Annotated in this window: 23 protein-coding genes and 1 tRNA gene; 15 read left to right on the top strand and 9 right to left on the bottom strand. The window is 68.2% G+C overall.

Annotated features, from left to right (window positions below; genetic code table 11):
* Nucleotides 1–82: 82 nt before the first annotated feature.
* Nucleotides 83–1,552, top strand: a complete 1,470-nt coding sequence (locus HDA45_RS18270; protein ID WP_184896920.1) for an MFS transporter — start codon at nucleotides 83–85, stop codon at nucleotides 1,550–1,552.
* On the opposite strand, the gene HDA45_RS18265 is transcribed toward HDA45_RS18270, so the two are convergent.
* Nucleotides 1,513–2,109, bottom strand: a complete 597-nt coding sequence (locus HDA45_RS18265) for a nitroreductase family protein (protein ID WP_184896918.1) — start codon at nucleotides 2,107–2,109, stop codon at nucleotides 1,513–1,515. The two genes, HDA45_RS18270 and HDA45_RS18265, sit on opposite strands and share 40 nt — an antisense overlap.
* Nucleotides 2,110–2,338: 229 nt before the next feature.
* Here HDA45_RS18265 and HDA45_RS18260 point away from each other — a divergent pair, with 229 nt between their 5' ends.
* Nucleotides 2,339–3,604, top strand: coding sequence for an aspartate kinase (locus tag HDA45_RS18260; protein WP_020632174.1), 1,266 nt, complete (start codon nucleotides 2,339–2,341; stop codon nucleotides 3,602–3,604).
* Nucleotides 3,604–4,644 carry an aspartate-semialdehyde dehydrogenase gene (locus HDA45_RS18255; RefSeq protein ID WP_184896916.1) on the top strand — a complete coding sequence of 347 codons (1,041 nt, stop codon included), beginning with the start codon at nucleotides 3,604–3,606 and terminating at the stop codon, nucleotides 4,642–4,644. The genes HDA45_RS18260 and HDA45_RS18255 overlap by 1 nt, the downstream gene beginning before the upstream one ends.
* Before the next feature lie 88 nt (nucleotides 4,645–4,732).
* Here the strand turns inward: HDA45_RS18255 and HDA45_RS18250 are convergent, their stop codons facing one another.
* Both HDA45_RS18250 and HDA45_RS18245 read right to left on the bottom strand, forming a co-directional pair.
* A complete protein-coding gene (locus HDA45_RS18250) occupies nucleotides 4,733–5,839 on the bottom strand; it encodes a DUF4034 domain-containing protein (RefSeq protein WP_184896907.1) in 1,107 nt (368 codons plus the stop codon).
* A 9-nt stretch (nucleotides 5,840–5,848) separates the two neighbouring features.
* A complete protein-coding gene (locus HDA45_RS18245) occupies nucleotides 5,849–7,348 on the bottom strand; it encodes a M48 family metalloprotease (protein ID WP_184896905.1) in 1,500 nt (499 codons plus the stop codon).
* A gap of 239 nt (nucleotides 7,349–7,587) precedes the next feature.
* Here HDA45_RS18245 and HDA45_RS18240 point away from each other — a divergent pair, with 239 nt between their 5' ends.
* A complete protein-coding gene (locus tag HDA45_RS18240; RefSeq protein WP_184896903.1) occupies nucleotides 7,588–8,778 on the top strand; it encodes an RtcB family protein in 1,191 nt (396 codons plus the stop codon).
* Between the two features lie 73 nt (nucleotides 8,779–8,851).
* Nucleotides 8,852–9,223, top strand: a complete 372-nt coding sequence (locus HDA45_RS18235) for a hypothetical protein (RefSeq protein ID WP_184896901.1) — start codon at nucleotides 8,852–8,854, stop codon at nucleotides 9,221–9,223.
* 359 nt (nucleotides 9,224–9,582) lie between these two features.
* Here HDA45_RS18235 and HDA45_RS18230 read toward each other — a convergent pair whose 3' ends face one another.
* Entirely contained in the window at nucleotides 9,583–10,728 is a 1,146-nt protein-coding gene (locus HDA45_RS18230; protein ID WP_184905757.1) for an MFS transporter, read from the bottom strand.
* Between the two features lie 193 nt (nucleotides 10,729–10,921).
* Between HDA45_RS18230 and HDA45_RS18225 the strand changes: the two genes are divergently transcribed.
* Both HDA45_RS18225 and HDA45_RS18220 read left to right on the top strand, forming a co-directional pair.
* Nucleotides 10,922–12,364: a catalase gene (locus tag HDA45_RS18225; protein ID WP_184896899.1), complete on the top strand. Its 1,443-nt coding sequence runs from the start codon at nucleotides 10,922–10,924 to the stop codon at nucleotides 12,362–12,364.
* Nucleotides 12,365–12,812: 448 nt separating this feature from the next.
* On the top strand, nucleotides 12,813–13,343 hold the full coding sequence (locus HDA45_RS18220; protein WP_184896897.1) for a hypothetical protein: 531 nt from the start codon (nucleotides 12,813–12,815) through the stop codon (nucleotides 13,341–13,343).
* A 279-nt stretch (nucleotides 13,344–13,622) separates the two neighbouring features.
* Here HDA45_RS18220 and HDA45_RS18215 read toward each other — a convergent pair whose 3' ends face one another.
* Entirely contained in the window at nucleotides 13,623–14,669 is a 1,047-nt protein-coding gene (locus HDA45_RS18215) for an alpha/beta hydrolase (RefSeq protein ID WP_184896895.1), read from the bottom strand.
* A 148-nt stretch (nucleotides 14,670–14,817) separates the two neighbouring features.
* Between HDA45_RS18215 and HDA45_RS18210 the strand changes: the two genes are divergently transcribed.
* The 6 genes from HDA45_RS18210 to HDA45_RS18185 all read left to right on the top strand — a co-directional run bounded on the left by HDA45_RS18210 (nucleotide 14,818) and on the right by HDA45_RS18185 (nucleotide 18,819).
* Nucleotides 14,818–15,393, top strand: coding sequence for an NAD(P)H-dependent oxidoreductase (locus HDA45_RS18210; RefSeq protein ID WP_184896893.1), 576 nt, complete (start codon nucleotides 14,818–14,820; stop codon nucleotides 15,391–15,393).
* Between the two features lie 139 nt (nucleotides 15,394–15,532).
* Complete coding sequence (locus tag HDA45_RS18205) at nucleotides 15,533–15,955, top strand: organic hydroperoxide resistance protein (RefSeq protein ID WP_037318626.1); 423 nt, start codon at nucleotides 15,533–15,535, stop codon at nucleotides 15,953–15,955.
* A 57-nt stretch (nucleotides 15,956–16,012) separates the two neighbouring features.
* Nucleotides 16,013–16,489, top strand: a complete 477-nt coding sequence (locus HDA45_RS18200; protein ID WP_184896891.1) for a Dps family protein — start codon at nucleotides 16,013–16,015, stop codon at nucleotides 16,487–16,489.
* A 72-nt stretch (nucleotides 16,490–16,561) separates the two neighbouring features.
* A complete protein-coding gene (gene gad, locus HDA45_RS18195; protein WP_184896889.1) occupies nucleotides 16,562–17,935 on the top strand; it encodes a glutamate decarboxylase in 1,374 nt (457 codons plus the stop codon).
* A gap of 62 nt (nucleotides 17,936–17,997) precedes the next feature.
* Nucleotides 17,998–18,624: a TIGR03085 family metal-binding protein gene (locus tag HDA45_RS18190; RefSeq protein WP_184896887.1), complete on the top strand. Its 627-nt coding sequence runs from the start codon at nucleotides 17,998–18,000 to the stop codon at nucleotides 18,622–18,624.
* Between the two features lie 9 nt (nucleotides 18,625–18,633).
* Nucleotides 18,634–18,819 (top strand): 2-hydroxymuconate tautomerase, encoded by a 186-nt coding sequence (locus HDA45_RS18185; protein ID WP_016337898.1) that lies wholly within the window; start codon nucleotides 18,634–18,636, stop codon nucleotides 18,817–18,819.
* A gap of 15 nt (nucleotides 18,820–18,834) precedes the next feature.
* Here HDA45_RS18185 and HDA45_RS18180 read toward each other — a convergent pair whose 3' ends face one another.
* Nucleotides 18,835–20,679: a prolyl oligopeptidase family serine peptidase gene (locus HDA45_RS18180; RefSeq protein WP_184896885.1), complete on the bottom strand. Its 1,845-nt coding sequence runs from the start codon at nucleotides 20,677–20,679 to the stop codon at nucleotides 18,835–18,837.
* 39 nt (nucleotides 20,680–20,718) lie between these two features.
* Here HDA45_RS18180 and HDA45_RS18175 point away from each other — a divergent pair, with 39 nt between their 5' ends.
* Nucleotides 20,719–21,411 (top strand): methyltransferase domain-containing protein, encoded by a 693-nt coding sequence (locus tag HDA45_RS18175; protein ID WP_184896883.1) that lies wholly within the window; start codon nucleotides 20,719–20,721, stop codon nucleotides 21,409–21,411.
* A 759-nt stretch (nucleotides 21,412–22,170) separates the two neighbouring features.
* On the opposite strand, the gene HDA45_RS18170 is transcribed toward HDA45_RS18175, so the two are convergent.
* From HDA45_RS18170 to HDA45_RS18160, 3 genes are all read right to left on the bottom strand, one after another.
* Nucleotides 22,171–22,244: transfer RNA gene (locus HDA45_RS18170), tRNA-Pro, on the bottom strand.
* Nucleotides 22,245–22,272: 28 nt separating this feature from the next.
* Nucleotides 22,273–23,199 carry a metallophosphoesterase gene (locus HDA45_RS18165; protein ID WP_184905755.1) on the bottom strand — a complete coding sequence of 309 codons (927 nt, stop codon included), beginning with the start codon at nucleotides 23,197–23,199 and terminating at the stop codon, nucleotides 22,273–22,275.
* Between the two features lie 285 nt (nucleotides 23,200–23,484).
* Entirely contained in the window at nucleotides 23,485–25,662 is a 2,178-nt protein-coding gene (locus HDA45_RS18160; protein WP_184896881.1) for a transglycosylase domain-containing protein, read from the bottom strand.
* A 350-nt stretch (nucleotides 25,663–26,012) separates the two neighbouring features.
* Between HDA45_RS18160 and HDA45_RS18155 the strand changes: the two genes are divergently transcribed.
* Nucleotides 26,013–26,330: a WhiB family transcriptional regulator gene (locus HDA45_RS18155; protein ID WP_020632155.1), complete on the top strand. Its 318-nt coding sequence runs from the start codon at nucleotides 26,013–26,015 to the stop codon at nucleotides 26,328–26,330.
* Nucleotides 26,331–26,385: the final 55 nt, after the last annotated feature.

Genomic DNA, 26,385 nt, shown 5'->3' with positions numbered 1-26,385 from the left:
GGCCGCCGCGTGGGTGTACCCGCTGGGTGTACCCACGGCGCGGGGATGGTCGCGTTCCCGCGGCCGGTGCAGCGTCGACGGCATGACACGACCGCACACCCGCGCCTGGCTGGGCCTGCTGGTGATCCTCTGCCCGGTGTTCCTCGTCTCCATGGACGGCTCGATCCTGTTCCTCGCGATGCCCAGGATCGGCCAGGCCCTTTCCCCGACGGCCGACCAGGCATTGTGGATCCTGGACGTCTACGGCTTCGCGGTCGGCTCGCTGCTGATCGCGTTCGGCAACGTCGGCGACCGGTACGGACGGCTGAAGCTGCTGATGATCGGCGCCGCCGTCTTCGGCGCGGCCTCCACCGGCGCGGCGTTCGCCCCGGGCCCGGAGTTGCTGATCGCGTTCCGCGCGCTGATGGGGCTGGCCGGAGCGACTCTGCTGCCTTCGGCGCTGGCGGTGCTGAGCGAACTCTTTCCCGATCCTCGGCGACGAGCGCAGGCCATCGGTGTCTTCGCGGCCGCGTTCGCCGCCGGTTTCGCGATCGGCCCCGTCGTCGGCGGGGTCCTGCTGGAGCGGTTCTGGTGGGGTTCGGTCTTCCTGGTCAACCTGCCGGTGATCGCGGTGTTCCTGGTGCTCGCGCCGGTGCTGCTCCGCGAAGTGCGGGCCACCGGGAAGGGACGCGTCGACAAGCTGAGCGTGGCGCTCTCCGCCGTCGGCCTCTTGCTCGCGATCTACGGGATCAAGCACGCGGCCGCCGACGGCCTGTCCGTCTTCGCGATCTCCACGGCTGTCGCCGGAGCGGTGCTGCTGGTCTGGTTCGCCCGGCGCCAGCGTGGTCTCGACCACCCGCTCATCGAGTTCTCCCTGTTCCGCGATCGCGTCTTCACGATCGCGATCGTCACCGGGCTGCTGCCGCTGGCGGCGTGGTCGGCGGCCGCGTACCTGTCCGGGATCCACCTGCAGTCCGTGCTGGGGCTGCCCGTCCTGCAAGCGGCTCTCCTGGCGCTGCCCGGGGCGGCCGTCCTCACGATCCTGTGCGTCGTCACCCCGGCGCTGGTCGAGCGGATCGGCAAGCGCGCGGCGCTGGTCGGCTGCCACTTCTCCATCGCCGCCGGGCTGGCGTTGTTGCTCATGACCGGGGTCACGGGCGGAGTGGGCTGGTACGTCGCTTCGACGGTGGTCGCGGGTGTCGGCTACGGCATCTCGTTCAGTGTCGTGGCCGACACGGCCGTCGCGGCGGTGCCCGCCGAGCGGGCGGGCGCGGCGGGTGCGATCGCCGAAACGAGCAACGAGATCGGCAACGCGCTGGGGATCGCGCTCATGGGTTCACTCGCCGCGCTGGTGTTCCGCCTGGCAGGCCCGGATCTCGCCCCCACCCTCGACGGAACCCTCCAGCTGCCCGGTATCGCGCCCGCGGCCGCCGCCGACGCGAAGGAGGCCTTCGTCTCGGGCCTGCACACCGCCGTCGCGGTGCTGAGCGTGCTGCATGTCGCGCTGGGCGGTCTCGCTCTGCGATGGCTCCCTCACTCGGAGAAAGCGCTCGCGCCCCAAGCGTCGGTGTAGGCGAATTCCGCCAGCGAGATCCGCTCGCGCGGCCCCTTCTCACGCTCGATCCGCCAGTCCTCTTCGAGTACCGACGGGTCGGCGGGGGAGCCGACGGCGATGGCGACCTTCGGGACGACGTCGTCGGGAAGCCCGAAGAAGTCCTTCGCCGCTTCGGCGGAGAAGCCCGCCATCTGGTGCGCGATCAGGCCGAGTTCGACGGCCTGGAGCACGAGGTTCTCGCTCGCGAGCCCCAGCCCGTACTCGGCGTACGGCACGTCGCCCTTCTCGTTCGTGGTCACCATCACGCCGATCAGCAGGAGCCCGGCGCGGTGGGCCCACGCGCGGTTGCCCGAGTTGAGCGTCGAGAGGATCCGGTCGTACGAAGGTGTGCCGCGCAGGCCGACCAGGTAGCGGGCGGGCTGGGTGTTGCCGAACGACGGCGCCCAGCGGGCGGCCTCGAGCAGCGCGCGGACCTGGTCTTCGGTGACGATGGCGGCCTCGTCGTAGGCGCGCGGGCTCCACCTGGCGGCCATGATCGACGCGATCGGGGTACTTGTTTCGGCGGGTTTGTGCACCGACGGACGATAACAAGGGGGTGCTCTCCGTCACTAAAGTGAAAGCCCTCCGACTATTTCGTTGGTGTCAAGGAAGATTTACTTCGAGAAGTCCTCGAAGTAGTGGTCAGGCCCACTTACGACGGTGGCGGGCGCGCGTGTCCCCGGTAGGCTTTCGCTCAAATAAGGGACGCGGGGGCTCCTTCGGTGCCCACCATGGAGCCGCCCGGCCCGTCGAGGAGGTTCGGGCGTGGCCCTCGTGGTCCAGAAGTACGGCGGTTCGTCGCTGGAAAGTGCCGACCGGATCAAACGCGTCGCGGAACGCATCGTCGCCACCAAGAAGGCGGGCAACGACGTCGTCGTCGTCTGCTCCGCCATGGGCGACACGACGGACGAGCTGCTCGACCTGGCTCAGCAGGTCAACCCGGCTCCGCCGGAGCGTGAGATGGACATGCTGCTCACCGCGGGTGAGCGCATCTCGAACTCGCTCGTCGCCATGGCGATCTCCGCGCAGGGCGCGGAGGCGTGGTCGTTCACCGGTTCGCAGGCAGGTGTGGTGACGACGTCGGTGCACGGCAACGCGCGGATCATCGATGTCAGCCCCAGCCGCGTGACGGAGGCCCTCGACCAGGGCTACATCGCGCTGGTGGCGGGGTTCCAGGGCGTGTCGCAGGACACCAAGGACATCACGACGCTGGGCCGCGGTGGTTCGGATACCACCGCCGTCGCGCTGGCCGCGGCGCTGAACGCCGACGTCTGCGAGATCTATTCCGATGTGGACGGTGTGTACACCGCCGATCCGCGCGTCGTGCCCGACGCCCGCAAGCTCGACACCATCGCCTACGAGGAGATGCTGGAGCTGGCCGCGAGCGGCTCGAAGATCCTGCACCTGCGCTCGGTGGAGTACGCGCGCCGCTACGGCGTCCCGATCCGAGTCCGTTCTTCCTACAGTGACAAGCCGGGCACCACGGTGACCGGTTCTATCGAGGAGATCCCCGTGGAACAAGCGTTGATCACCGGTGTGGCGCACGACCGCTCCGAAGCCAAGATCACGGTGACCGGCGTGCCGGACCACGCCGGTGCCGCGGCCAAGATCTTCCGGGTGATCGCCGACAACGAGATCGACATCGACATGGTGCTGCAGAACGTGTCCAGCACGTCGTCCGGCCGCACCGACATCACCTTCACGCTCTCGAAGGCCAACGGGGCGAAGGCCGTGCAGTCGCTGGAGAAGATCAAGGGCGAGATCGGCTTCGAGTCGGTCCTCTACGACGACCACGTCGGCAAGGTGTCGCTCGTCGGCGCGGGGATGCGCTCGCACCCCGGTGTCACGGCGACGTTCTGCGAGGCGCTCGCGCAGTCGGGCGTGAACATCGAAATCATCAACACCTCGGAGATCCGGATCTCGGTGCTGATCCGGGACGCGCAGCTCGACGACGCGGTGCGCGCGATCCATGAGGCATTCGAACTCGGCGGCGACGAAGAAGCCGTCGTCTACGCGGGGAGTGGACGCTGATGCCGGAAGGTTTGCGGGTAGGGGTCGTCGGGGCGACCGGCCAGGTCGGCGCGGTCATGCGCCGTCTGCTGGCCGAGCGGGGTTTCCCGGTCGCCGAGATGCGGTACTTCGCTTCGGCGCGGTCCGCCGGTTCGAAACTTCCTTGGCAGGATCGGGAAATCGTCATCGAGGACGCGACGACCGCCGATCCGTCCGGGTTGGACATCGCGCTGTTCTCCGCCGGTGGCTCGACCTCCAAGGCGCAGGCGGAGCGGTTCGCCGCGGCCGGTGCCACGGTGATCGACAACTCGTCGGCCTGGCGGATGGACCCGGATGTCCCGCTGGTCGTCAGCGAGGTCAACCCGGAGGCGATCAAGGAAGCGCGCAAGGGGATCATCGCGAACCCCAACTGCACCACGATGGCCGCGATGCCGGTGCTCAAGCCGCTGCACGCCGAAGCCGGGCTGGTACGCCTGGTCGCCAGCACCTACCAGGCGGTGTCCGGCAGCGGGCTCGCCGGTGTCGAGGAACTGGAAGGCCAGCTCGCCGCGGCGGCGCCGAACGCGGGCGCGCTGACCCACGACGGCGCGGCGGTGAAGTTCCCCGAGCCGGAGAAGTACGCGCGGCCCATCGCGCACAACGTCCTCCCGCTCGCCGGGTCCATTGTGGACGATGGCGAATTCGAGACGGACGAAGAGAAGAAGTTCCGCAACGAGAGCCGCAAGATCCTGAGCATCCCGGAGCTGCGCGTTTCCTGCACGTGCGTGCGGGTGCCGGTGTTCTCGGGTCACTCGATCTCGATCAACGCGGAGTTCTCGCAGGCGCTTTCGGTCGCCCGCGCGACCGAGCTGCTGACCGGCGCCCCCGGCGTGGAGCTGTCCGAGATCCCGACCCCGCTGCAGGCCGCGGGCCAGGACCCGTCCTACGTCGGGCGGCTGCGGACGGATCCGGGCGTCGACGGCGGCCGCGGGCTGGCACTGTTCCTGTCGAACGACAACCTGCGGAAGGGCGCGGCGCTCAACGCGGTGCAGATCGCGGAACTGGTCGCGGCCAACTCCTGACGTGGGCTGAAGGGGCCCTTCACCGCATGCGATGCGGTGAAGGGCCCCTTCGCTGCGTCTGACGCGGTGAAGGGGCCCTTCAGCCGCGTCAGGGCTTGGTGGCCCCGGCGCAGGCCGCGTACCGCGTCGCCAGGAACTCGCCGCGAGCGTCCCCGCTGTAGGCCCAGATACCGGCGTCGGCCCGCGTCCCCAGGAACCGGAACTGCTCGACGGCCTCGTCGAAGCGCCCGTTCTCCACGAGCGCCTTCGCCGCGTACGCCCGGTCTCCCCGCGTCGCCGGGTGATCGCGCCCTTCGCCGTTCAGCCACGCCACGATCCCGTCGAGCGCGCCGGAAACCCGCGGGTCGCGCCACGCGGGAACGTCCTGGAACTCGGATTCGTGCGCGGCGATCAGCAGCAGCGGAGCCAGCTTCGGCGACTTCGCCGCGGCGGTCTCGGCGAACTCCCACATCCGCTCGTTCGAGCCGAACCACTTCGCGCACCAGTACTGCAACGCCCGCGAGTGCGCCCCGCGGTGCTGCGGGTCGCGTTCGGCGAGTTCCGACCAGACCTCGAGGTACTGGTCGTTCTCGTACTGCCGCCCCATCGCGATCGCGAGCGCCGTCACCCACGGCGTCGGATCCTCGGGGGCGAGCGCGGACGCCTCGTGCACGGCCTCCTCGGCCTGCTCCAGCACCCGGAAGAACGCGGCGAACTGCTCCTCGGTGACGTGTTTCGCCTGCAGACCGCTGCGCACCTCCCACGCCACGTGCACGAGCGATTCCGCGTTGACGAGCGCGGCACCCGGATCGCCGGGGCGGGCCTTGCGCCACGCGCGCAGCCATTCGTCGTCCTTCGCGGCCGCTTCGCCGAGCGCGCCGTTCACCAGGTTGCGGCGGTCCCAGTTCCCCCAGGTCGACGCCAGCAGCGCGGCGGCGTCCTCCCACTCGCCCCGGGCGGTCGACTCCTGGACCGCGAGGACTTCCTCGTCGGTCCAGTACTCCTTGGCCGAGACCTCGCTGTCGGCCGGAAGCCCCCAGCGGGTGACGTCCGGGATCTTGCCCTTGAACCTGGGCTTCTCCGGCGGCAGCAGCGCGGCGAACTCTTCCGGCGTCAGCACGTTCTTGAGTTCGTCGATCTCGACGCCGCGTCGTTTCGCCTCCTTCATCATGGCGAAGACGGCCTTGCGTTCACGGGATTTGAGCAGCCAAAGCATTGAAACTCCTTAAGAACGAACAAGAGTGGGGGACGGTCGATAGCCGGTGGACACCCCGGCGGCCGTCAGAAGCGCGCGCAGGGGCGCGGTGTCGCCTTCGGCCGCGGTGGCCTTGTCGAGCGCGGGCGCGAGTTGCTCTTCCAGCGGCTCGTCCAAGGTGAACGGCGCCGGTCCGGACCACGACAGCGACCATCGCGCCACGCCGACGTCGGTGAGGGCCGCGTGGACCACCACGCCCAGCCGTCTGCGCACGGAGACGGCGGCGAACTCCCGGCGGGCACGGGGGCCGACGCCGGCGGGCGGCTTCTCGTCCGGGTCGGCGAGTTCTTCGTGCCTGCCCGCGTCGAGCAGGTCCAGCGCCATGTCCAGGGTGCGTTCGCCCAGGACCTCGGCGGCGATTTCGGCCGCGGCGTGACGGCGGCCGATGGCGACCAGGGACGGCCAGTCGGTCCGCCGTTTCGTGTGCGCCTCGTCGGAGAAGACGGTGAACAGCGCCTCGTCGAGCATCTTCTCGGCGCCGGTCAGCAGGTCGGCCGCCGGACGGTCCCCGCCGGGGCGGACCGGGATCAGGGCCCCGGCCTCGAGCATCGCGACGCGATCCCGGGTCGCCGGATGCGTGTCCCATCGCGAGGTCTTGTCCTCCGGCGGGTTCCGCCGCATCTCCTCCATCTGCTCCGCCCTGGTCGGGTCGGTGAGCAGCGCGCGGTAACCCTCGCCGAACCGGTCCGGGAGGTAGCCCGCGTCCCAGCCGATCGCGGCGTAGTTGTTCATGAAGAACCGCCAGGTGACGGCCAGCGCTTCGATCTCGCGCAGGGCCGAAGCCGCCGCGTCGGTCCCGGCGAGCCGCGCCGAGACGGCGTCGGCCGCGAGCTCCTGCGCACGGCAGACGCTCATCGAGACGACGAAGTACAGCTTCGCGTACTGCTTGAAGAGCCAGCCGACGAAGCGCTCGAAGTAGCCCTCGCGGCCGAGGCCGTTGACCACCCGCGCGATGGATTTGCGACCGCGATAGGTCAGCGCGGCGAACCGCGTGTCCCTGTTGCTGTAGTGCCCCAGCTCATGGGCGAGTACCGCGCGGAACTGGTCCTGGCGCAGGCCCATGATCAGCGGGACCCCGATGATCATCCGGCGGCGCAACACCCGCAGCCCGAGCCACGAGGTCCGCTCGGTGACAGCGGCGTTGACGTCCGCGTCGAGATAGATCTCGTCCGGCGGCCGGGTGCCCGCCTCTTCCGCCAGTTCCCGGACCAGTGCCCAGAGTGACGGCGGGTCTTCCGGCGTCACCTCGACGCCGGGTATGTCGTCATCGGTCGCCCGCTCGACCGTGAGCAAGGTCTTGAGCAGGATCCAGCCGACCGGGACGGTGATGATGCCGAGCTTCACCGCCGTGAAAACGTTGTGCCGCAGCGCCAGCACTTCGAGCGTCACGATCCCGCCCACGAACGCCAGCACGAGCAGCGGGAACGCCGCGAGCAGGACGGCAGCGAGCAGCCCACGTAAAGACTTCACCGTGAAACGGACCTTCCCCAGAGTTGGTGTACCCCCGACACCGAGCGCTCATTGTGCCCGAAGCACCTGTCGAGGCCGATCACTTTTCGAATACGATCGAAGACTTCGCGATGAACATCACCTCACTCGTGGTAGTCGCGTGTGGACAGTCCACTGTGGAGTGAGGTAATTGCCTTGTCCGGTTCGCCGGGTCCGTGCATGCTTCAGAGCGACAAAACGTTTTCCACGAAGGGAAAGTCATGTACACGGCGGTCGAAGGCTCGCGGGTTCCGATCCGGATGTGGGCCGACCCCACGTCGGTCGAGGACCAAGCCATGCGACAGCTGCACAACGTCGCCAACCTGCCGTGGGTGCACGGCGTCGCGGTCATGCCCGACGTCCACTACGGCAAGGGCGCGACCGTCGGCAGCGTGATCGCGATGCGCGACGCCGTGTCCCCGGCCGCCGTCGGGGTGGACATCGGCTGCGGGATGAGCGCGGTGCGGACCTCGCTCACCGCCGCCGATCTGCCCGACGACCTGCTGAAGCTCCGCCGCCGGATCGAATCGGCCGTCCCGGTCGGCTTCGGCCTGCACAAGACGCCGGTGAACCCGGCGAAGGTGCACGGTGTCGGTGGCTGGGACGCGTTCTGGAAGTCCTTCGGCGACCTGCACGCCGGCGTCCAGGACCTGCATGACCGCGCGTCGCGTCAGATCGGGAGCCTCGGTGGCGGCAACCACTTCATCGAGGTCTGCCTCGAACAGGGCGGCGACGACGAAGGCCGCGTCTGGCTGATGCTGCACTCGGGTTCGCGCAACATCGGCAAGGAACTCGCGGAACGGCACATGGCCGTCGCGCGGAAGCTGCCGCACAACGCGGACCTGCCGGATCCGGACCTCGCGGTGTTCGTCGCGGGCACCCCGGAAATGCAGGCGTACCGGCGCGACCTGTTCTGGGCGCAGGACTACGCGGCGCGTAACCGCGCCACCATGGTCGCGCTCGTCAAGCAGGCGCTGAAGGACGTCGTCCCGCAGACGACGTTCGACGATGCCATCTCGTGCCACCACAACTACGTGGCAGAAGAGACCTACGACGACGTCGAACTGCTGGTGACCCGCAAGGGCGCGATCCGCGCGGGTTCGGGCGACCTCGGGATCATCCCGGGCAGCATGGGCACCGGTTCGTACATCGTGCGCGGTCTCGGGAACACGTCGTCCTTCCAGTCCGCTTCGCACGGGGCGGGCCGCCGGATGTCGCGGAACAAGGCCAAGAAGCTGTTCACCGCCGAAGACCTCGCCGCGCAGACCGCCGGTGTGGAATGCCGCAAGGATTCCGGTGTGGTGGACGAGATCCCGGCCGCGTACAAGGACATCGAAACGGTGATCAAGGCGCAGACCGACCTCGTCGAGGTGGTCGCCCATCTGAAGCAGGTCGTCTGCGTGAAGGGCTGAATTACCGCGCGGTTCGTGGGTGGTGGCCGGGGGAACCCGACATACCACCCACGAAATCGCTAGGCTGGATGCCATGAAGAGGTTGGGAATCGCGGCGCTCATGGCGGCCGCCGGACTCGCGCTGGCGGGCTGCAGCGAGGTCACGAACGCCGTCGATCAGACGAACAAGGCCGCGACGAAGGTGAGCGCGTGCGCCGAGGCGCTCAGCCTCACCGACCTCAACCCGGACCCGACGACGCTCAAGGAGCGGGCCGCGGACAAGGAGAAGCGCCTGCGCGAACTGGCGTCCAACGTCGGCGAGCAGGACGTGGCGGGTGCGCTGACCGGCATGGCCGACTCGTACCTGCAGGCCCAGAAGGAGAACATCCAGGACGCGGGCAAGATCGCGGACTGGACCAAACGCAACATCGACCGGGTCGACGCCCTGCGCAAGGTCTGCGCCTGACACTTGCCGTGAAGGCCTCCTTGCCTACCTTGAGGGTAGGGAAGGAGGCCTTCACTACCTGCGCTGGCTGTTGTGGGGTGTTGCTGGGTCCGTGAAGGACTCCTTGAGGGACTCTGGGTCCCTCAAGGTTCCCCTCACCGGCTCGTGGCGCGGCGTTTTCGTCTCTGTCGCCTCATCTGTCACTGCGGTAGCGCGTGGAGGGGGCCTTCACGTACTTCCCGCACCGCACCCACCCGCACCGCGCCTCGCCCACCCTGCCTCTCTTGCTCACCATGGGCTGAAGGGAACCTTCCCCGCATCCCAAGCCGCGAAGGACGCTTTCCCCCCATCACACGCGGCGAAAGTCCCCTTCACCCAAGTCAGGAAGAACTGAGCGCGGGCACCGGAGCGGCGGGAGTCCGGGACCGGCGCCAGAACAGGCCGAGCGAAGCGATCCCCAGCGCTCCCACCGCCGAGGCCGCGAACCCCCAGCCCGGGCTGGAGTGGTCGATCACGTATCCGATGATCGGGCTCCCGATCGCCAGCCCGATCCGGCTGGCCGCGTCCAGCAGGCCCATCGCCTCGCCGCGCACCCGCGGCGGAGCGGCCGCGCTGACCGTCTCCGTGCTCGCCGCGAGCGTCGGCGCGCACAGCACGTTGCTCGGGAAGAGCACGATCGCCAGCAGCCACCAAGGGTGGTCGATCAGCCCGACCGGCAGTGTGAGCACCGCGAGCAGCACCATCAGCGTGCCCTGCGAAAGCGATCGCCGGACGGCGCCGTGGATGGCCCCGCCGAGGACCGAGGCGATGCACATCAGCGTGATCAGCAGTCCCGACCAGGCGATGTCGCCGCTCGCGCGCACCGTCGCCAGGGCGGCGAGTTCCATGCCGACCAGGCAGAACAGCGCGCCGGCGGCGATGAACATCGCCATCACGAGCCGTCCGGTGAGCCAGCTCCGCACGGGCGGCCGCTCGCCGGTGAACACCTCGGCGTCGGCTTCGGCGCGGATCGGCGGGTTCATCCGGTAGATCAGCGTCGCCGAGAGCGCGAAGCAGATCCCGATGCCGGTGAGCGCGTAGACCGCGGGCAGCTGCGTGATCGCCATGATCCCGGCCGACGGCCCGATCATGAACGACGCCTCCACGAAGATCGTGTCCAGCGAGTAGGCCGCCCGCCGCTGCTCCAGCGGTACGAGTGCGGTGAGGACGAGCCGCGCGAGCGTTCCGGCGGGCACCGACAGCACGCCCGCGGGAAGCGAGACCGCCAGCAGCACCTGATACGGCAGATGCGGCGCGCTGATCCAGAACGTCGACGAGGCCAGCCCGCAGATCGCGACCACCGGCCGCAGCCCGTAGCGGTCGACGTACCGGCCGACGAGCGGCGCCCCGATCGCGCTGCCGAGCGTGGTGGCCGCGCCGATCAGCCCCGCCGCGCCGTAGCCGCGGCCCAGGTCGTTGACCACGTACAGCGTCATCGTCACGCCCATGGCCGTCATCGGGAGCCGGGCCAGGAACATCAGCAGCATCGAGCTGGGAACTCCGGGCACGGCTAACACGCGACGGTACGGAGCGAGGGCCATACGTCCGATGAGAACGTAACTTGGTACGCGCGTGCAAGTTTTTTTCGTGCGGCCGGTCACCCGGTCCGGGGTCTTTTCTTGACTGATTCCAGAATACGCGAGAGGGTGGCCGTACCACCACGAAACAGGAGGCACCGGCGTGACCTTGCCGACCACTAACAACGTGGGCATCCCCGTCGCGAGCGACAACGACTCGCTGACGCTGGGTGCCAACGGCCCGATCCTGCTCCAAGATCACTACCTGATCGAGAAGAACGCCCAGTTCAACCGGGAACGCGTACCCGAACGTGTCGTCCACGCCAAGGGCGGCGGCGCGCACGGCTTCCTCGAGGTCACCGAGGACGTCAGCCAGTTCACGAAGGCCGCGCTCTTCCAGCCGGGCGTGCGCACCGAGAGCCTGGTCCGCTTCTCGTCGGTCGCCGGAGAGAACGGCTCGCCCGACACGTGGCGCGACCCGCGCGGTTTCGCGGTGAAGTTCTACACCTCCGAGGGCAACTACGACCTCGTCGGCAACAACACCCCGGTGTTCTTCATCCGCGACCCGATCAAGTTCCCGGACTTCATCCACTCGCAGAAGCGCCGCGCCGACAACCACCTGCGCGACCACGACATCCAGTGGGACTTCTGGACGCTGCGGCCCGAGTCCGCGCACCAGGTCACCTGGCTGATGGGCGATCGCGGCATCCCGTCGAACTGGCGCGAGATGGACGGGTTCGGCTCGCACACCTACCTGTGGGAGAACGCGGGCGGCGAGAAGTTCTGGGTCAAGTACCACTTCAAGACCGACCAGGGCATCGGCTACCTGCCCCAGGCCGACGCGGACCGCATCGCGGGCGAGGACTCGGACTACTACATCCGCGACCTGTTCAAGAACATCGAGAAGGGCAATCACCCCAGCTGGACGCTGTACGTCCAGGTGATGCCCTACGCCGAAGCCGCGGACTACCGCTTCAACCCGTTCGACCTGACCAAGGTGTGGCCGAAGGGCGACTACCCGCTGATCAAGGTCGGCCGCTGGGTGCTCGACCGCAATCCGGCGAACTACTTCGCCGAGATCGAGCAGGCCGCGTTCGAGCCGTCCAACCTGGTGCCGGGCATCGGCCCGTCGCCGGACAAGATGCTGCAGGGCCGCCTGTTCGCGTATCCGGACGCCCACCGCTACCGGATCGGCGCGAACTACACGCAGCTGCCGGTCAACGCGCCGAAGTCCCCGGTGAACAGCTACTCGCGCGACGGCGCGATGCGTTTCACCAACCCGGGCGACCCGGTGTACGCGCCGAACTCCAAGGGCGGCCCGCACGCGAACGCGGAGATCGCCGCCGAGACGGCGTCGGGTTACGGCGTCGAGGACGAGGTCATCCGCTCGGCGTACAAGCTCCACGCCGAGGACGACGACTTCGGTCAGCCGGGCACCCTCGTGCGCGAGGTGATGGACGACGAGCAGCGTGAGCGGCTCGCGAACAACATCATCGGCCACGCTTCGAACGACGTCTCGCAGCCGGTGCTCGAGCGCGTCTTCGAGTACTGGCGGAATGTCGACAAGGACCTCGGCGACAAGGTCGCGGACGCCTTCCGCAAGTAGAACGACCTCTCCTCGAGAGGCTGCTCCCACCACCGGAACGCACCCGGTGCGCGTCATCCCCCGCGCACCGGGTGCGTTTCCATGTCCCCACTCGCATGTGAAACCAGAAGGTGGCGTGGCGTGCGTGGGGGACAACCCGAGTGGAGCAGTGCGACACGCCTGTCCGACGGAGTGATGAAGCCAAACGATCACCGTCTACACCGCTGTGGGTGAACGAAACGTTCTACGGTGTCGGCTGGTCACGGGTGGTCATAAAATAGCGGCAAAAGGATGATCTTCAGGGGGAAGCACAAGATTTCGACGTTAATCAATTGCGGGGGTCTTCACCGGGAATGAATCCGGCACGTAAGGGTTAGAAAACGGTTCCAAACGGTGATCGGGTGGTGTTCGGCCGATACGGCGGGTATCGATTTACCTCGTTAGGTCTCAGAGGCCAGGAGGTAAGGGAATGAAAGGCAACATTGCCCGGACGATTGCCGCGTTCGCCGCAGGCAGTCTGTTGGCGGTGGCCTCAGCCGGCGCCGCGACGGCTAGTACCGATGGTGGAAAGGGTTCGTCGAACACGCAGGCACTCGCCGCGCAGGTGCTGCAGATGCGGGACGGGCTCACCAAGGTGGCCTACGCCGGTGACGTCTCCAAGACGCGGGCGGACTTGGACAAGCTGAGCCCCGTCCTCGGCGACATCGCCGCAGGCAAGCGCTACCAGATCCAGACCGAAACACAGAAGCTCGGCGACCTGGCCAAGGGCCGTTCCGACGAGTCCAGCAGGCTCCTGGCCGACCCGAAAGCCAAGGCACGCCAGCTCCCGCCCCTGCCGGTACCGATTCCGTCGCTCCCGGACCTGCCCGGACCGCTGAAGATCGTCAGTGACCTGGTGAAAGCCCTGTTGACAGCGGTGACCGGCATCCTCGCCGGCCTGCTCGGCGGACTCCCTGTCCCGCCGTTGCCGCTGCCGCCGGTGCCGCTCCCCACGCCGTGATATCGCCGCGCTGTGCTGTCTCCGCGCGCTGACGGAAACCTTTCGCAGGGCGCGGGATCGCGACCAGCTCACGCTGGCAGGTAGGGGCGCCCTACAAAAGGTTTCCGTGGCCTTCGGCCGAAAGAGGCGCGCGGGGTGAAGTCTCTCGTCGCGCTGACGCGCTTCCGAGAGACAGGCGTGGGTCGCTAGAGGAACGTCTGGTTCCGCCGTGCAGGGCGGCGGGCCACGAAATGGGGGCCGGATCCGGTGCGGACATTTCTCCGCACCGGATCTGGCCGTTTATTTCGGGGCGAGGCCCAGGCGCAGGGCGCCTGCCGCTTCGGCCGTCGCTTCACGGAACCGCTGGCCGACGCCGAGGAAGTTGATGTACCCGTGGATCAGGTCCGGCTGGCGGCTGAGTGCCACCGGAACCCCGGCCTTCCGCAATTTCTCCGCGTAAGCCTCGCCCTCGTCGCGCAGCGGGTCGAAACCGGCGGTCGCGATATACGCGGGCGGCAATCCGGAAACGTCGCCGTGCAGCGGGGAAAGTTTCGGGTTGTACAGATCGGTGCCCTTCGGCACGTAATGTCCTTCGAACCAGGTCATATCCGAATCGGTGAGGAACAGGTCCTCCGCGAACAATTCCCGGGAACGGCGGCGCACGGTGAAATCGGTCGCCGGGTAGAACAGCAGCTGGAACGCCGGGACACCGCCGCCGCGTTTCACCGCCTGCTGCGCCGTCACCGCCGCGAGGTTCCCGCCCGCGCTGTCGCCGCCGACGGCGATGCGGGCCGGGTCGGCTCCCAGGTCCCGTGCCTTCGCGAAGGCGTACTCGAAGGCCGCGATCGCGTCTTCGGTGGCGCCGGGGAACTGCGTTTCGGGCGCGAGCCGGTATTCCACCGAGAGAACCCGGACGCCTGCCTGTTTCGCCAGGTAGCGGACCGTGTTGTCGTGCGAGACGCGGCTGCCGACCACCCAGCCGCCGCCGTGGAAGAACACCAGCAGCGCGGACGGATCCGGCAGCCCGGCCGGGGTGTAGAGCGTGGCGGGTACGTCGCCGTCACCCGTCGGTATGAGCAGTTCCCGGGTGGCGACCGGCTCGATGGTCTTTCCGCTGACCAGATGCCTGCTCGCCAGGAGCAGGCTGCGTGACTCTTCGACGGTCCCTCGTACCAACGACGCCTTCGCCAGCTTCTGCAGACGAAGCAGGAGTTGAGCGTCCAGTGCGAGTTCCTGCCCGTCCAGGCGGAGCGGCGGTCCGGCGATGGCCCTTCTCGCCGGCTTCGGAAGCCAGAACGCCAGCTGCGAAAACGCGGCCTCGGCACGGATCTGGAGCGGTATCGCCATGCTTCCTCCTGGGGGCTTCCCGTCAGGTTACTTTCGAGTAGGTATGCCGTCCAGCGGGAACGGGGGCCTTTGCGGCGAACGGGTGTGACGCAGGCCTCCGTTCCAGATCCTGGTCCTCCACTTAACTAGAGGGGTTAGCCTCGAAAGCGTGACTTCGACGAACGCGGTTCATGTCCTCGGTATCGGCGGCTCCCTGCGGGAGGGTTCGCAATCCGAGCGCGCGCTGCGCATCGCACTGGGTGCCGCGGCCGAGGCCGGGGTCACCACCGAACTCATCGCCGGACCGGAGCTGGTGCTGCCGTTCTACGACACCGCGTTGGAAGAGCGGCACGAACAGGCCGTGCGGCTGGTCGAGGCGATCCGCCGCGCCGACGGGATCATCGTGGTCTCGCCCGGCTATCACGGCGCGTTGTCCGGCCTGGTCAAGAACGCCCTGGACTACGTCGAGGATCTGCGCGACGACGCTCGCCCGTACCTCGACGGCCGCGCGGTCGGCCTCGCCGCCGTCGCGTTCGGCTGGCAGGCCGCGGTCACCACGCTGGAGCAGCTGCGCACGATCACGCACGCGCTGCGTGGCTGGGCCACCCCATTGGGTGGTTCGATCAACACCGCGGAAACCAAGTTCGACGAGGGCGGCGGCGCCTCCGACGACAAGACCGTCCGCACCCTCCGCCTGATCGGCACCCAGGTCGCCGAGTTCGCGTTGAGTCGCGCCGGTCACTGACCCGTTTGCTCCGGTCCTCGTCCGGGTAATTCCCGGACGTGATGCCTGCCATGGGGTGGCAAGGTTTCGCGGTTGCGGGACGTTGGCACCACAGAGACGCTCAACGGGGCGTGTCTTGATTCCAGGAGGTAGGCGAAGAATGGCTGAGGCTCTGTACACCGCTGTGGCCACCGCTCGCGGCGACGGCCGCAACGGTGAGGTCACGTCCTCTGACGGCGTCATCGACGAGTCGCTGGCGATCCCGAAGGAGATGGGCGGCCCCGGTGGTGACAAGACCAACCCCGAGCAGCTTTTCGCCGCCGGCTACTCCGCCTGCTTCCACTCGGCGTTGCAGCTCGTCGCGCGCCAGGCGAAGGTGAAGCTCGACGGCTCCACCGTCACCGCCGAGGTCAGCGTCCTCAAGCAGGGTGAGGGCTTCGGTCTCGGCGTCGCGCTCAAGGTTTCGCTGCCCGGTCTGGAGCAGGCGCAGGCCGATCAGCTCGTCGAGCAGGCGCACCAGGTGTGCCCCTACTCGAACGCGACCCGCGGGAACATCGAGGTCGCGCTGTCCGCGACGGTCTGATCCCGGCCGCGGCAGGTCCACTCCCGAACCGGCTATTTTCTGAAAGGAAGACCGAAGATGGGCAAGTCCCCGATCCAGAGTCCGCTGAGCGAAGCCGACAAGGAGATCACCGGTAACGCCTTGCAGGCCACGCTGGTCGATCTGGTGGATCTGTCGCTGATCGCGAAGCAGGCCCACTGGAACGTCGTCGGCGCGAACTTCCGCAGCGCGCACCTGCAGCTCGACGAGCTGGTCGCCACCGCGCGCCAGTACGTCGACGAGGTCGCCGAACGCGCCAACGCCATCGGCGTCTCGCCGAACGGACAGGCGAAGGCCGTCGTGGAGAGCTCCGGGCTCCCCGACTATCCCGACAACTGGCAGTCCGTCGAGTCCACGGTCGCCGCGATCGTCGACATCCTCGCGGCGCTGATCGAGCGTCTGCGCAAGCGCATCGACGAGACCGACAAGAGCGACCTGGTCACCCAGGACCTCCTGATCGCGATCACCCAGGAGCTCGAGAAGGCGCACTGGATGTGGCAGGCGCAGCAGGCCTGACCAGCCCTCCTCGCGAGTGGTGAGGACGGTTCCAACCGTCCTCACCACTCACGAGCCACTAACGTTCGATTCATGGTGCTGCACGAGGGAACCCCGACCGATCCGGACCGCGAAGGCGGGGCCAACCCGCTCTACGCCGGCGCGTATCCCGCGCTCGCCGCAAGCATCCGTCTCCCGCACGACAGCCTCGCCGAAGACCCTCTGCCGCCCGACACCGCGCTCCAGCTGGTGCGCGATGAGTTGATGCTCGACGGGAACGCCCGGCTCAACCTCGCCACGTTCGTCACCACGTGGATGGAGCCGCAGGCCCGCGAGCTGATGGCCGAATGCGTCGACAAGAACATGATCGACAAGGACGAGTATCCGCAGACTGCGGAACTCGAGCGGCGCTGCGTGAACATCCTCGCCGATCTGTGGCACGCGCCCGATCCGAACGCGATCATGGGCTGCTCCACGACCGGGTCGTCCGAGGCCTGCATGCTCGCCGGGATGGCGTTGAAGCGCCGCTGGTCGAAACTGGGCCGCACCGGCAAACCGAATCTGGTGATGGGCGCGAACGTCCAGATCTGCTGGGAGAAGTTCTGCGAGTACTGGGAGGTCGAGCCGCGGCTGGTGCCGATGGACGGCGACCGCTTCCACCTCACCGCCGATGAGGCGATCGCCCGGTGTGACGAGAACACCATCGGCGTCGTCGCGATCCTCGGGTCCACTTTCGACGGCAGTTACGAGCCCGTCGCCGAGATCGCGGCCGCGCTCGACGGGCTCCAGGAACGGTCCGGCTGGGACATTCCGGTGCACGTCGACGGCGCTTCGGGCGCGATGATCGCGCCGTTCCTCGATCCCGAGCTGAGCTGGGACTTCCGCCTGCCGAGGGTGGCGTCGATCAACACCTCCGGGCACAAGTACGGCCTGGTCTACCCCGGTGTGGGCTGGGTGGTGTGGCGAGACAAGGAGGCGTTGCCGGAAGAGCTCGTCTTCAACGTCAACTACCTCGGTGGCGACATGCCGACTTTCGCGCTGAACTTCTCGCGTCCCGGCGCCGAGGTCGCCGCGCAGTACTACACGTTCGTCCGGCTCGGACGCGAAGGTTTCCGTGCTGTGCAACAGGCTTCGCGCGACGTGGCGACCCAGCTGGCGGACGGGATCGCCGAGCTGGGCCCGTTCGAACTGCTCACGCGCGGCGATCAACTGCCCGTGTTCGCCTTCACGACGAAGGCGGACGTCGAGGGCTTCGACGTCTTCGACGTGTCACGGCGCCTTCGCGAACGAGGCTGGCTTGTCCCGGCGTACACGTTCCCGGAGAACAGGACCGATCTCGCGGTGCTGAGGATCGTGGTGCGCAACGGTTTCACGCACGACCTCGCGGATCTGCTGCTCGCCGACCTCCGGCGCCTGCTGCCCGAGCTCGACCATCGCCCCGGACGGCGGACCGCGTTCCATCACTGAGCCGGGTGCCCTGCGTCACGCCGGATTTCCCCGGGCCCTACCGGCGCGTAACGTCGGGGGTTATGGGAGTCGCCGGAGACGAACGTCAAGCGTTGAGCGAGCTTTTCGAAGAGGTCGGCCCGGACGCGCCGACCCTGTGCACGGGCTGGAAGACGCGGGATCTCGCGGCGCATCTGCTGGTCCGCGAGCGGCGGCCGGACGCGATGCCCGGGATCTTGGTGCCCGCCCTCGCGTCGTACACGCAGCGGGTGCAGGACTCCTATGCCGCGCGGCCGTGGTCCGAGGTCGTGGGGAAGGTCCGGTCCGGCCCCGCCTGGTTCTGGCCGACGTCGATCGGCGCGGTCGACGAGCTGACGAACAGCGCCGAGTTCCTGATCCACCACGAGGACGTCCGGCGCGGGCAGTCCGGCTGGGAGCCGCGTCCGGCGGACCCGGCGCGGGACGCGGCGGCGTGGAAGTCGGCGAAGCAGGCGTCGAAGCTGAACCTGCGGAAATCGCCGGTCGGCGTGGTCCTGAAGACTCCCGAAGGCCGCGAAGCGCGGGTGAAGGAAGGCCCCGACACGGTGACCGTGGTCGGCGCGCCGATCGAGCTGCTGCTGTTCGTCTTCGGCCGCGACGCGGCCCGGATCACCTTCGAGGGTGACGCCTACGCGGTGGACAGGCTCCGGAAGCACGACCGCGGCCTTTAGAGTCCGTCCATGCCGATGATCAGTGTTTCGATGTTCCCCGGCCGCACGGCCGAGCAGAAGCAGGCCCTCGTCCGCGAGGTGACCGACGCCTTCGTCCGCACCTGCGGCGGCAATCCCGAAGGTGTCTGGGTGACCATCAACGAGATTCCCGCCGAACACTGGGCGTCCGGCGGGACTCTCTTCTCCGAGCGCTGACCCCGCTCGCCGGGGTCAGCGAAGCCCGACGGCCCGCAGCGCGAAGAACACCTCGATCGCCGTCTGCTTGATCGTCTCGGCGATCACCAGCGACCCGTGGCCCGCGTCGAAACGGTAGAACTCGAACGGGATCTCCCGCTTCGCGAGCCTGTCGAGGTAGTTCTCGACCTGCCTGATCGGGCAGCGCGGATCGTTGTCCCCGGCGAGTACCAGCACCGGTGCCGTCACGGCCTCGACGTAGGTGATCGGCGAACATTCCCGGTAGACCGCGGGCACCGTCTCCGGCGAACCGCCGAACAGCGCCCTGTCGAACGAGCGAAGCTGCTCCATCTCGTCCTCGTACGCGGCGACGTAGTCCGCGACGGGCACCCCGGCGACTCCCGCCGCCCAGCGCGCGGGCTGGGTGCCCAGCGCGAGCAGCGACAGATAGCCGCCCCACGAAGCGCCGTTCACCACGCACTTTCCCGGGTCCGCGAGTCCACTTTGGACGGCCCAGTCGTGCACGGCGGCGACGTCTTCGAGTTCGGTCAGGCCGGGACGTCCTTCGATGGCATCGCGCCAGGCCGAGCCGTAGCCGGTGGAGCCGCGGTAGTTGACCTCGACGACGGCGAATCCGGCGTCGAGCCAGACGGCGCGATACGCGGAGAACCGGTCCTCGTCGGCCGAATGCGGCCCGCCGTGCAAGGAGAAGACCGTCGGAAGCGGCCCTTCCGGCGCGTCGGCCGGACGGGAGACCAGCGCGTGGATCTGCCCGCCGATGCCTTCGACGAACGCGTCGGTGACCGGTGCGGACTCCGGCGCCCGCTCACCCGGCGGTTCGAGGAGGACCGAGTCCGCGCCGTCCGATGTCCGCGCGCGGACCGCCGTCGGCCGCGCGGCACTGGACCACGAGTACTCGACGGTGCCGTCCGGCCGCACCCCGGCGCCGCCGATCCGGCCCGGCGGCGTGTCCAAAGAGGACAATTCGCCGCTCGCGAGGTCGTAGCGGTGCAGGGAACTGCGGCCCTGGTGGAAGTGGACGACGAGCAGCGCCCGCGCGTCCGGGTACCAGCCCGCGACCACTTCGCCCGGCAGGTCGAGCTCGATCTCCAGTTCGGTGTCGGCGGCGGTGTCCCAGATCAGCAGTTCTTCGCGGCCGCGCCGCTCGTGCAGCACCAGCAACCGCTGATCACCCGCGACCGGCGAGAATTCCAGCGCGCCGAGGCCCTTGCCTTCGCCGTCCCATTTATCGGCAACCGTGGCGAAGCCGTCGGTCGACAGGACGCGCAGCGCGGGGTGTCGTGAATCACCGTGCTCGGAATGGGAGATCACGAGGCGGGACTCGTCGCGGGAAAGCGAGGCGATCCCGGCGTCGTCGTCATGGCGGTAGAAGCTGGTGGTCTTGCCGTCGATGTGGGCGAACAGTTCGCTGCCGTCGTCGGTCGAGACGCCGACGGCGATCACGCGGGTGCCGATCTCGAGCCCGGCGGGATAGCCGTCATGGACGTCGGGCACCGCGCGCTCGGCGGCGGCTCCCGGCGCGAACGGTTCGCGGACCCACGAACCGAACTCGTCGCCGTCGGTGTCGTTGAACCACCAGATCCAGCGGCCGTCGGGGGACGGGGTCGCGTGCATGGTGCCGGCGGGGCGGTCGGTGACGCGGCGGTGCTCGCCGGTCGACCGGTCCCACGAGTAGACCTCCCAGACACCGCTGGCGTTGGAAACGTAGATGTTCGCGTCCGGGGCGTCGATGGCCCACTCGGGGACCGAGATGCGCGGTGCGTGGAAGCGGGCCCGCCACCTGGCCTCGGCTTCGGCGTCGTCGAACAGGCGGTCCGGGACCGCCGCGGACGGATATTTGTTGCCTGGCTGCGTGCTCACCCCTCGATCCTGCCACCCCGGAGCCGTACTGTGTGCGGGGTGCTGGAGGGAAACCCGCCGCGCGCCGCGGTGTCCGCGCGGTCCGCGCGCCAAGCGGTCGAACGGGCCGTGTTCGCGCAACCGCTGTTCGGGCCGGGGACGGGGGTCGTCGACGTCGGCTGCGGCCCGGGTTCGATCACCCTCGGTATCGGTGCCGGACACAGAACGTCCACAGTGGACTTTCTGACCGCGGACCCGTGCGCGTTGCCGTTCGCCGAGGCCTCGGTCGACGTGGTCTTCGCGCACGCCGTCTTCGAGCATTTGAAGGAACCGGCCACCGCCTTGGCGGAGATCCGGCGGGTGCTCAAACCCGGCGGCGCCTTCGCACTGTCCACATCGGACTGGAGCCGGGCGCGGCTCCGGCCGAAGACGGCGAACGTCGACGCCGCCCTTCGCGGGCACTACCTCTTGTGCCGTCGCGCGGGTGGCGACCCGTTCGCCGGACGCTCGATCTCCGCCGCCGTCACGGCCGCCGGTTTCACCGACGTGCGAACGAAAACCCGCTACCGCACGGACGCGACGTACCGGGCTTTGGCGACCTACGTGGAGGCGCGTCTGGTGACGGCGCTCGAAACCGCGACGACCCCGGACCGGGACCAACTCGCCTCAGCCGCGCGCTCGGCTTGGTCGTGGGCGCGCTCGGGGGACGGCGACTTCGCCCAATGCTGGACCGAACTCCTGGCCACCCGCTGATCTCTCGCCCGGGCTCCGCCCGCCGCTCGGGGCTCTGCGCTCGCTCGGGCTCCGCCCGCTCGCCCGCTCGCCCGATCGCTGATGCGCCCCGTCCGCTAACGCTCTCGCCGCTGACGCGCCCCGCTCGCTGACGCTTTTCCTGTCGCTGACGCTCCTCCTGTCGCTGACGCTCTCGTTCGCTGACGCTCCGCCCGGCGCTCAGGGTTCCCAATGTCGCATTCGAGACCCTCAGCGTCTCGAATGCGACATTGGGAACCCCGCGGCCAGTTGTCCACACCCATCCACCGTTGTGGACAACCGACCCCGTCACCCCCACTTTCGCCCAGTCCCGACGCCCCTCGCCGATACGCTGGGTCCGGGGTCGCCCCCCTGGGAGTGGCGGGGGCTGCCCGGGCGCTTTCGGTGAGGCGGGGTGCATGTCTTGAAGGCCCCCTTTGAGACGCTCAACGTCTCAAAGGAGGCCTTCAAGACACGTAGGTGTGGGGCTGCCGCATTTAGTCCTCTGGTTGCGTTCGAGGCTGGTGCCCCCAATGTGGCGTTGGAGACGTTGAGCGTCCCCAACGCCACATTGGGGGCACGGGCGGGGGAGGCGAAGGGGACTTTCGTCGCATGTCACGTGGGGAAAGCGCCCTTCACCGCACGCGAAGGGCGAAGCGAGCGAAGGGGCGAAGGGGGCGAAGCCCGTAAGCGCGGCCGCAGAGTGCAAAGCAAGAAGGCCCCGCTCGCATGTTCTGCGAGCGGGGCCTTCTTGATCTAGCGTCGGGGTGGCGGGATTCGAACCCACGACCTCCTCGACCCGAACGAGGCACGCTACCAAGCTGCGCCACACCCCGGATACTTCTTAGTGGGTCGTGGAGAAGTTTAGCGGACGGTGTTTCGCGCTTTGCGGGGGGCTGCTTTCCGGTGATCGCCGCTGGTCGTACCCCGTGGGACGAGGGTCAGCAGGCTGGCCTCGGGAGGGCACGCGAAGCGCGCGGGGGCGTATGGCGAGGTGCCCAGTCCGGCGGAGACGTGGAGCCACATCTGGGCGCCCCAGCGGGACGCGCCGCGGGCGCGGGTGCGGTCGAGTTCGCAGTTGGTGACGAGCGCGCCGTAGCCGGGCACGCGGAGTTGCCCGCCGTGCGTGTGGCCCGCGAGGACGAGGTCGTAGCCGTCGCCGGCGAACTCGTCGAGGACGCGGGGTTCCGGGGAGTGCGTGACCCCGATGCGGACGGCGGCGCCCCGGTCGGCCGGGCCCGCGATGTCGGCGTAGCGGTCTCGGCGGAGGTGAGCGTCGTCGACGCCGGCGGTGAACACGTACTGGTCGGCGACCTCGATGGTGCGCCGGACGTGCGTGAGGTCGTCCCAGCCGTGTTCGACGAAGGCGGCGCGCAGGTCGCGCCAGGGCAGGTGCTCGCCGTGGATCCGCTTCTTCTTGCCCTTCGGCATGAGGTAGCGCGCGGGGTTCTTCGGTTTCGGAGCGTAGTAGTCGTTGCTGCCGAAAATGAACACGCCGGGCCTGTCGAGCAGAGGGCCGAGTGCGCGCAGCACGGACGGGACGGCCTGCTGATGTGACAGGTTGTCACCGGTGTTGACGACGAGATCCGGTTCGAGTTCGTCGAGCGCGGCTACCCAGCGTTGCTTGCTCACGTGACCGGGCAGCATGTGCAGGTCCGAGATGTGGAGGATCGTGAAGGGTTTCGCCCCTGCCGCGAGGACCGGGAGCTCCGCGGTGCGAAGCGTCCACCGGCGCCTTTCGATACCGACCGCGTAACCGAGGGTCGCGGCTCCCAGGGCGACGGTTCCCACGGCCAAACGCCGTGCCGTCTTCCCCGGGGCCTTGCTGTTACTGAGCGTGCTCACGATGTCCAGTTTACGTGCTCATCGGTGGTGATCGTCCGCCCCCATTCCGGCGACGCCGAAGAATCGCTGGAATGGCCTCTTTTCTTCACTTTCCGTGGTCGGCGCGGGGTGTCTTGATCGGTCGGCACGATCCCGTCGACCCCTGTTCCCCGTTAGGCCGCCAGCTGCTCACTCAAAGTTAAATTCATGTGACTCATCGTGATTTGCGCTGGTGAACGCGGCCCTTGAGGATCAGCGTCCGCCGCCCATGTACTTCGGGTCCGGCTGCGGCAACGGCAGCGCTTCCTGGCCCTCGAGGATCTTCGACATCGCCCCGAACCAGGTCTGCGCGGGCGTCTTGCCACCCCACATGTTTTCGCAGCCGCGAGCGGACACGTTACCCGGGCCGGAGTAGCAGAGACCACCGCTTCCACCCTTCGGGCGGAACACCATCGCCGCGCCTGCGAGCTGCGGAGTCGCGCCAAGGTAGGAGCCCGCACCGTTGCTCTGCGTGGTCCCGGTCTTGCCGATCACCGGCCGGTTCCACCTGGCGCCGTTCGCGGCGCCGAACGACGTTCCGCCCGGCTGACTGTCCCTGCTCATACCGACCGCGAGGGTGTTGGCGAGGCCTTCGGGAACCACCTGCTCACAGGCGGCTTCCTTGACGGGAACCGGCTTGCCGTCCCGGTCGGTGACACCGGCCAGCGGGGTCGGCGGGCACCAGACGCCGCCGCTCATGATCGTGGCGCCGACGTTCGCCAGTTCCAGTCCGGACAGCGGGCTCACGCCGAGGGTGAACGCACCGGATCCGTTCCAGCCCGGCTTCGGGCCGTACGCCTGGAGCTGGTTGACGTTGACGCCGTCGTCCTTGGAGTTCGGGTCGACTGCGCCACCGCCGCGGTTGCTGGCCATGGTGTCGCGCATGCCGAGCTTGCGCGCCATCTCCACGACCGGCCCGGTGTTCCCGATCCGGTCCTCCAGGGCCACGAACGCGGTGTTCGGCGAGGTCGCCAAGGCCTGCTGCATCGACATGGCCCCACCGGCGGGGTTGTAGTCGCCCGCGTTGCCGACGCAGTACCAGTTGCCACCCGGCCCGGCCGGGGGACGGGGAGCCACGGGGCATTTCTTCGGGCCACCGGCGTACACGTTGGAGACGTAGAGGTCGGGCACCGGGAGAGAACTGTTGATCCCGGCCACGCCCGCCTCCATCGCGGCGGCGGCGGTGAAGACCTTGTAGGCCGAGCCCGCGCCCGCGGTGTTGTAGACGCCGGAAGGCAACGCGAAGGTCGTCTGGCCCTGCTCTTCGTGAAGCCCGTAGTCACGGTTCGCCGCCAGCGCCACCACTTCGTGCCGGTCCTTGCCCGGCTTCACCAGCGAAAGCGTGTTCGCGACGTTTTCCTGCGTCTTCTTGACCTGTGCCTCGGCCGACATCTTGGCTTCGTGGTTCGCCCGTTCGTCCAAAGTGGTCTTGATCTGGTAGCCGCCGGTGTAGAGATCGTCCTTCGTCATGCCGTTCTTGAGGAGATAGTCCTCGACGTACTGGCAGAAGAAACCGTTTTCCGTGCCGGCACCGGTGCAGTTCGAAGCGGGTTTCTGCGGACCGCCTTCGACGACTCCGAGCGGTTCGCGCTTGAAGCGTTCCGCGTCCGCCTTCGCGAGTTTCTGGTTGTCGACCATGCGGTCCAGCACCAGGTTGCGGCGCTCGGTCGCCTTCGCCGGGTACTTCCACGGGTCATTGACGATCGGGTTGTTCACCAGACCGGCCAGCAGCGCGGCCTGCGGCACCGTGAGCTTTTCGACGGGCGTGTTGAAGTACGCCTGCGCGGCGGCGCCGACGCCGAAGATCTCGCGTGAGAATTCGACGACGTTCAGATAGCCGGTCAGGATCTGCATCTTGTTCAGCTTGGTTTCGAGCTGGATCGCGATCCGGGCTTCTTTCAGCTTCCGGGCGACCGACTGTTCCTGTGCGCGCTTCTGGCCCGGTTTGTCGTCCCGGTAGACGACGTTGATCAGGTAGTTCTTGACGTACTGCTGCGTCAGCGTCGAGGCGCCCTGTGTGTCCCCGCCGGTGCTGTTGCTGACGGCCGCGCGCAGCGTGCCCTTCCAGTCCACCCCGTTGTGCTCGTAGAAGCGCTTGTCCTCGACCGAGATCAGCGCCCACTTCATGGCGTCGTTGATCTGCGTCTCGTTGGTGGGGATGCGGAACTGCTTGTACAGCGTCGCGATCTGCTTGCCGGTGTTGTCCGTGATCGTCGTCACCAGCGGCGGCGGAATGTCCGCAAGGTCCGAAGATGTCTTGTCGACGGTCTCGCTCGCCTGGTTGGAGAGCACGCCCGCGGCGCCCGCCACCGGGAACAACATCCCCGCGACCAGCACCCCCGCGAGCACACAAAGGCCAATGAGCTTCAGCAGACCGTCCGTTTTGCGCACGCGGACCAGGGTACGCGGATGCCGTTAGCCCACCGTGACGTCACCTCGCTGTGGGTGCGGATTCGGTCACGAAATCGACCCCATGTGGTGACGGCTGGTAATGGGAGGCATTCTAGGACTTGGCGGGGGGAACCGAGGGCCCCTACAGTCCGTCAACGTCTCACGTATGAAAAAGCCGACAGACGGGTGAGTGCGAGCGGCAGTCGCATTCGACCGAACGGAGGCACCCGGCACCGGGGAGGTGCCGGCTCAACCGACGTGAGCACAAGGGAGACACGCTCATGGGGGCAGGAGCGCAGGCTTTTCGTCCCCCCGTGGTGTGTCGAACACCAGGGTAGGGAGCTGGGGGTATGGAAACCAACCAGTCGAGCTGGCGAGTAAATGCGTCGTGCCGCGACACCGATCCGGACGGCCTGTTCGTCCGGGGAGCGGAACAGAACCGGGCCAAGGCGGTCTGCCTCGGTTGCCCGGTCAGGACGGAATGCCTCGCGGAAGCGCTCGATGGCCGGATCAACTTCGGTATCTGGGGAGGTATGACCGAACGGGAACGGCGGGCGCTGCTGAGGCGGCGGCCGGACGTGACCAGCTGGGCGGACCTGCTTGAAGCGGCGAAGCGCAGTTTCACCGGGATAGACGAAGAGGAAGACGTACGCGTCCGAGTCTCGTGATCATGATTCCGTGGAAGTCCCCTTCCCTGAGTCCAAGGTAGGGAAGGGGACCTTC

The organism is Amycolatopsis umgeniensis (assembly GCF_014205155.1).
In the GTDB taxonomy this organism is placed as follows: domain Bacteria; phylum Actinomycetota; class Actinomycetes; order Mycobacteriales; family Pseudonocardiaceae; genus Amycolatopsis; species Amycolatopsis umgeniensis.
The sequence above is the reverse complement of the archived record's forward strand: the minus strand, read 5'-3'. Positions and strand labels throughout refer to the sequence as shown.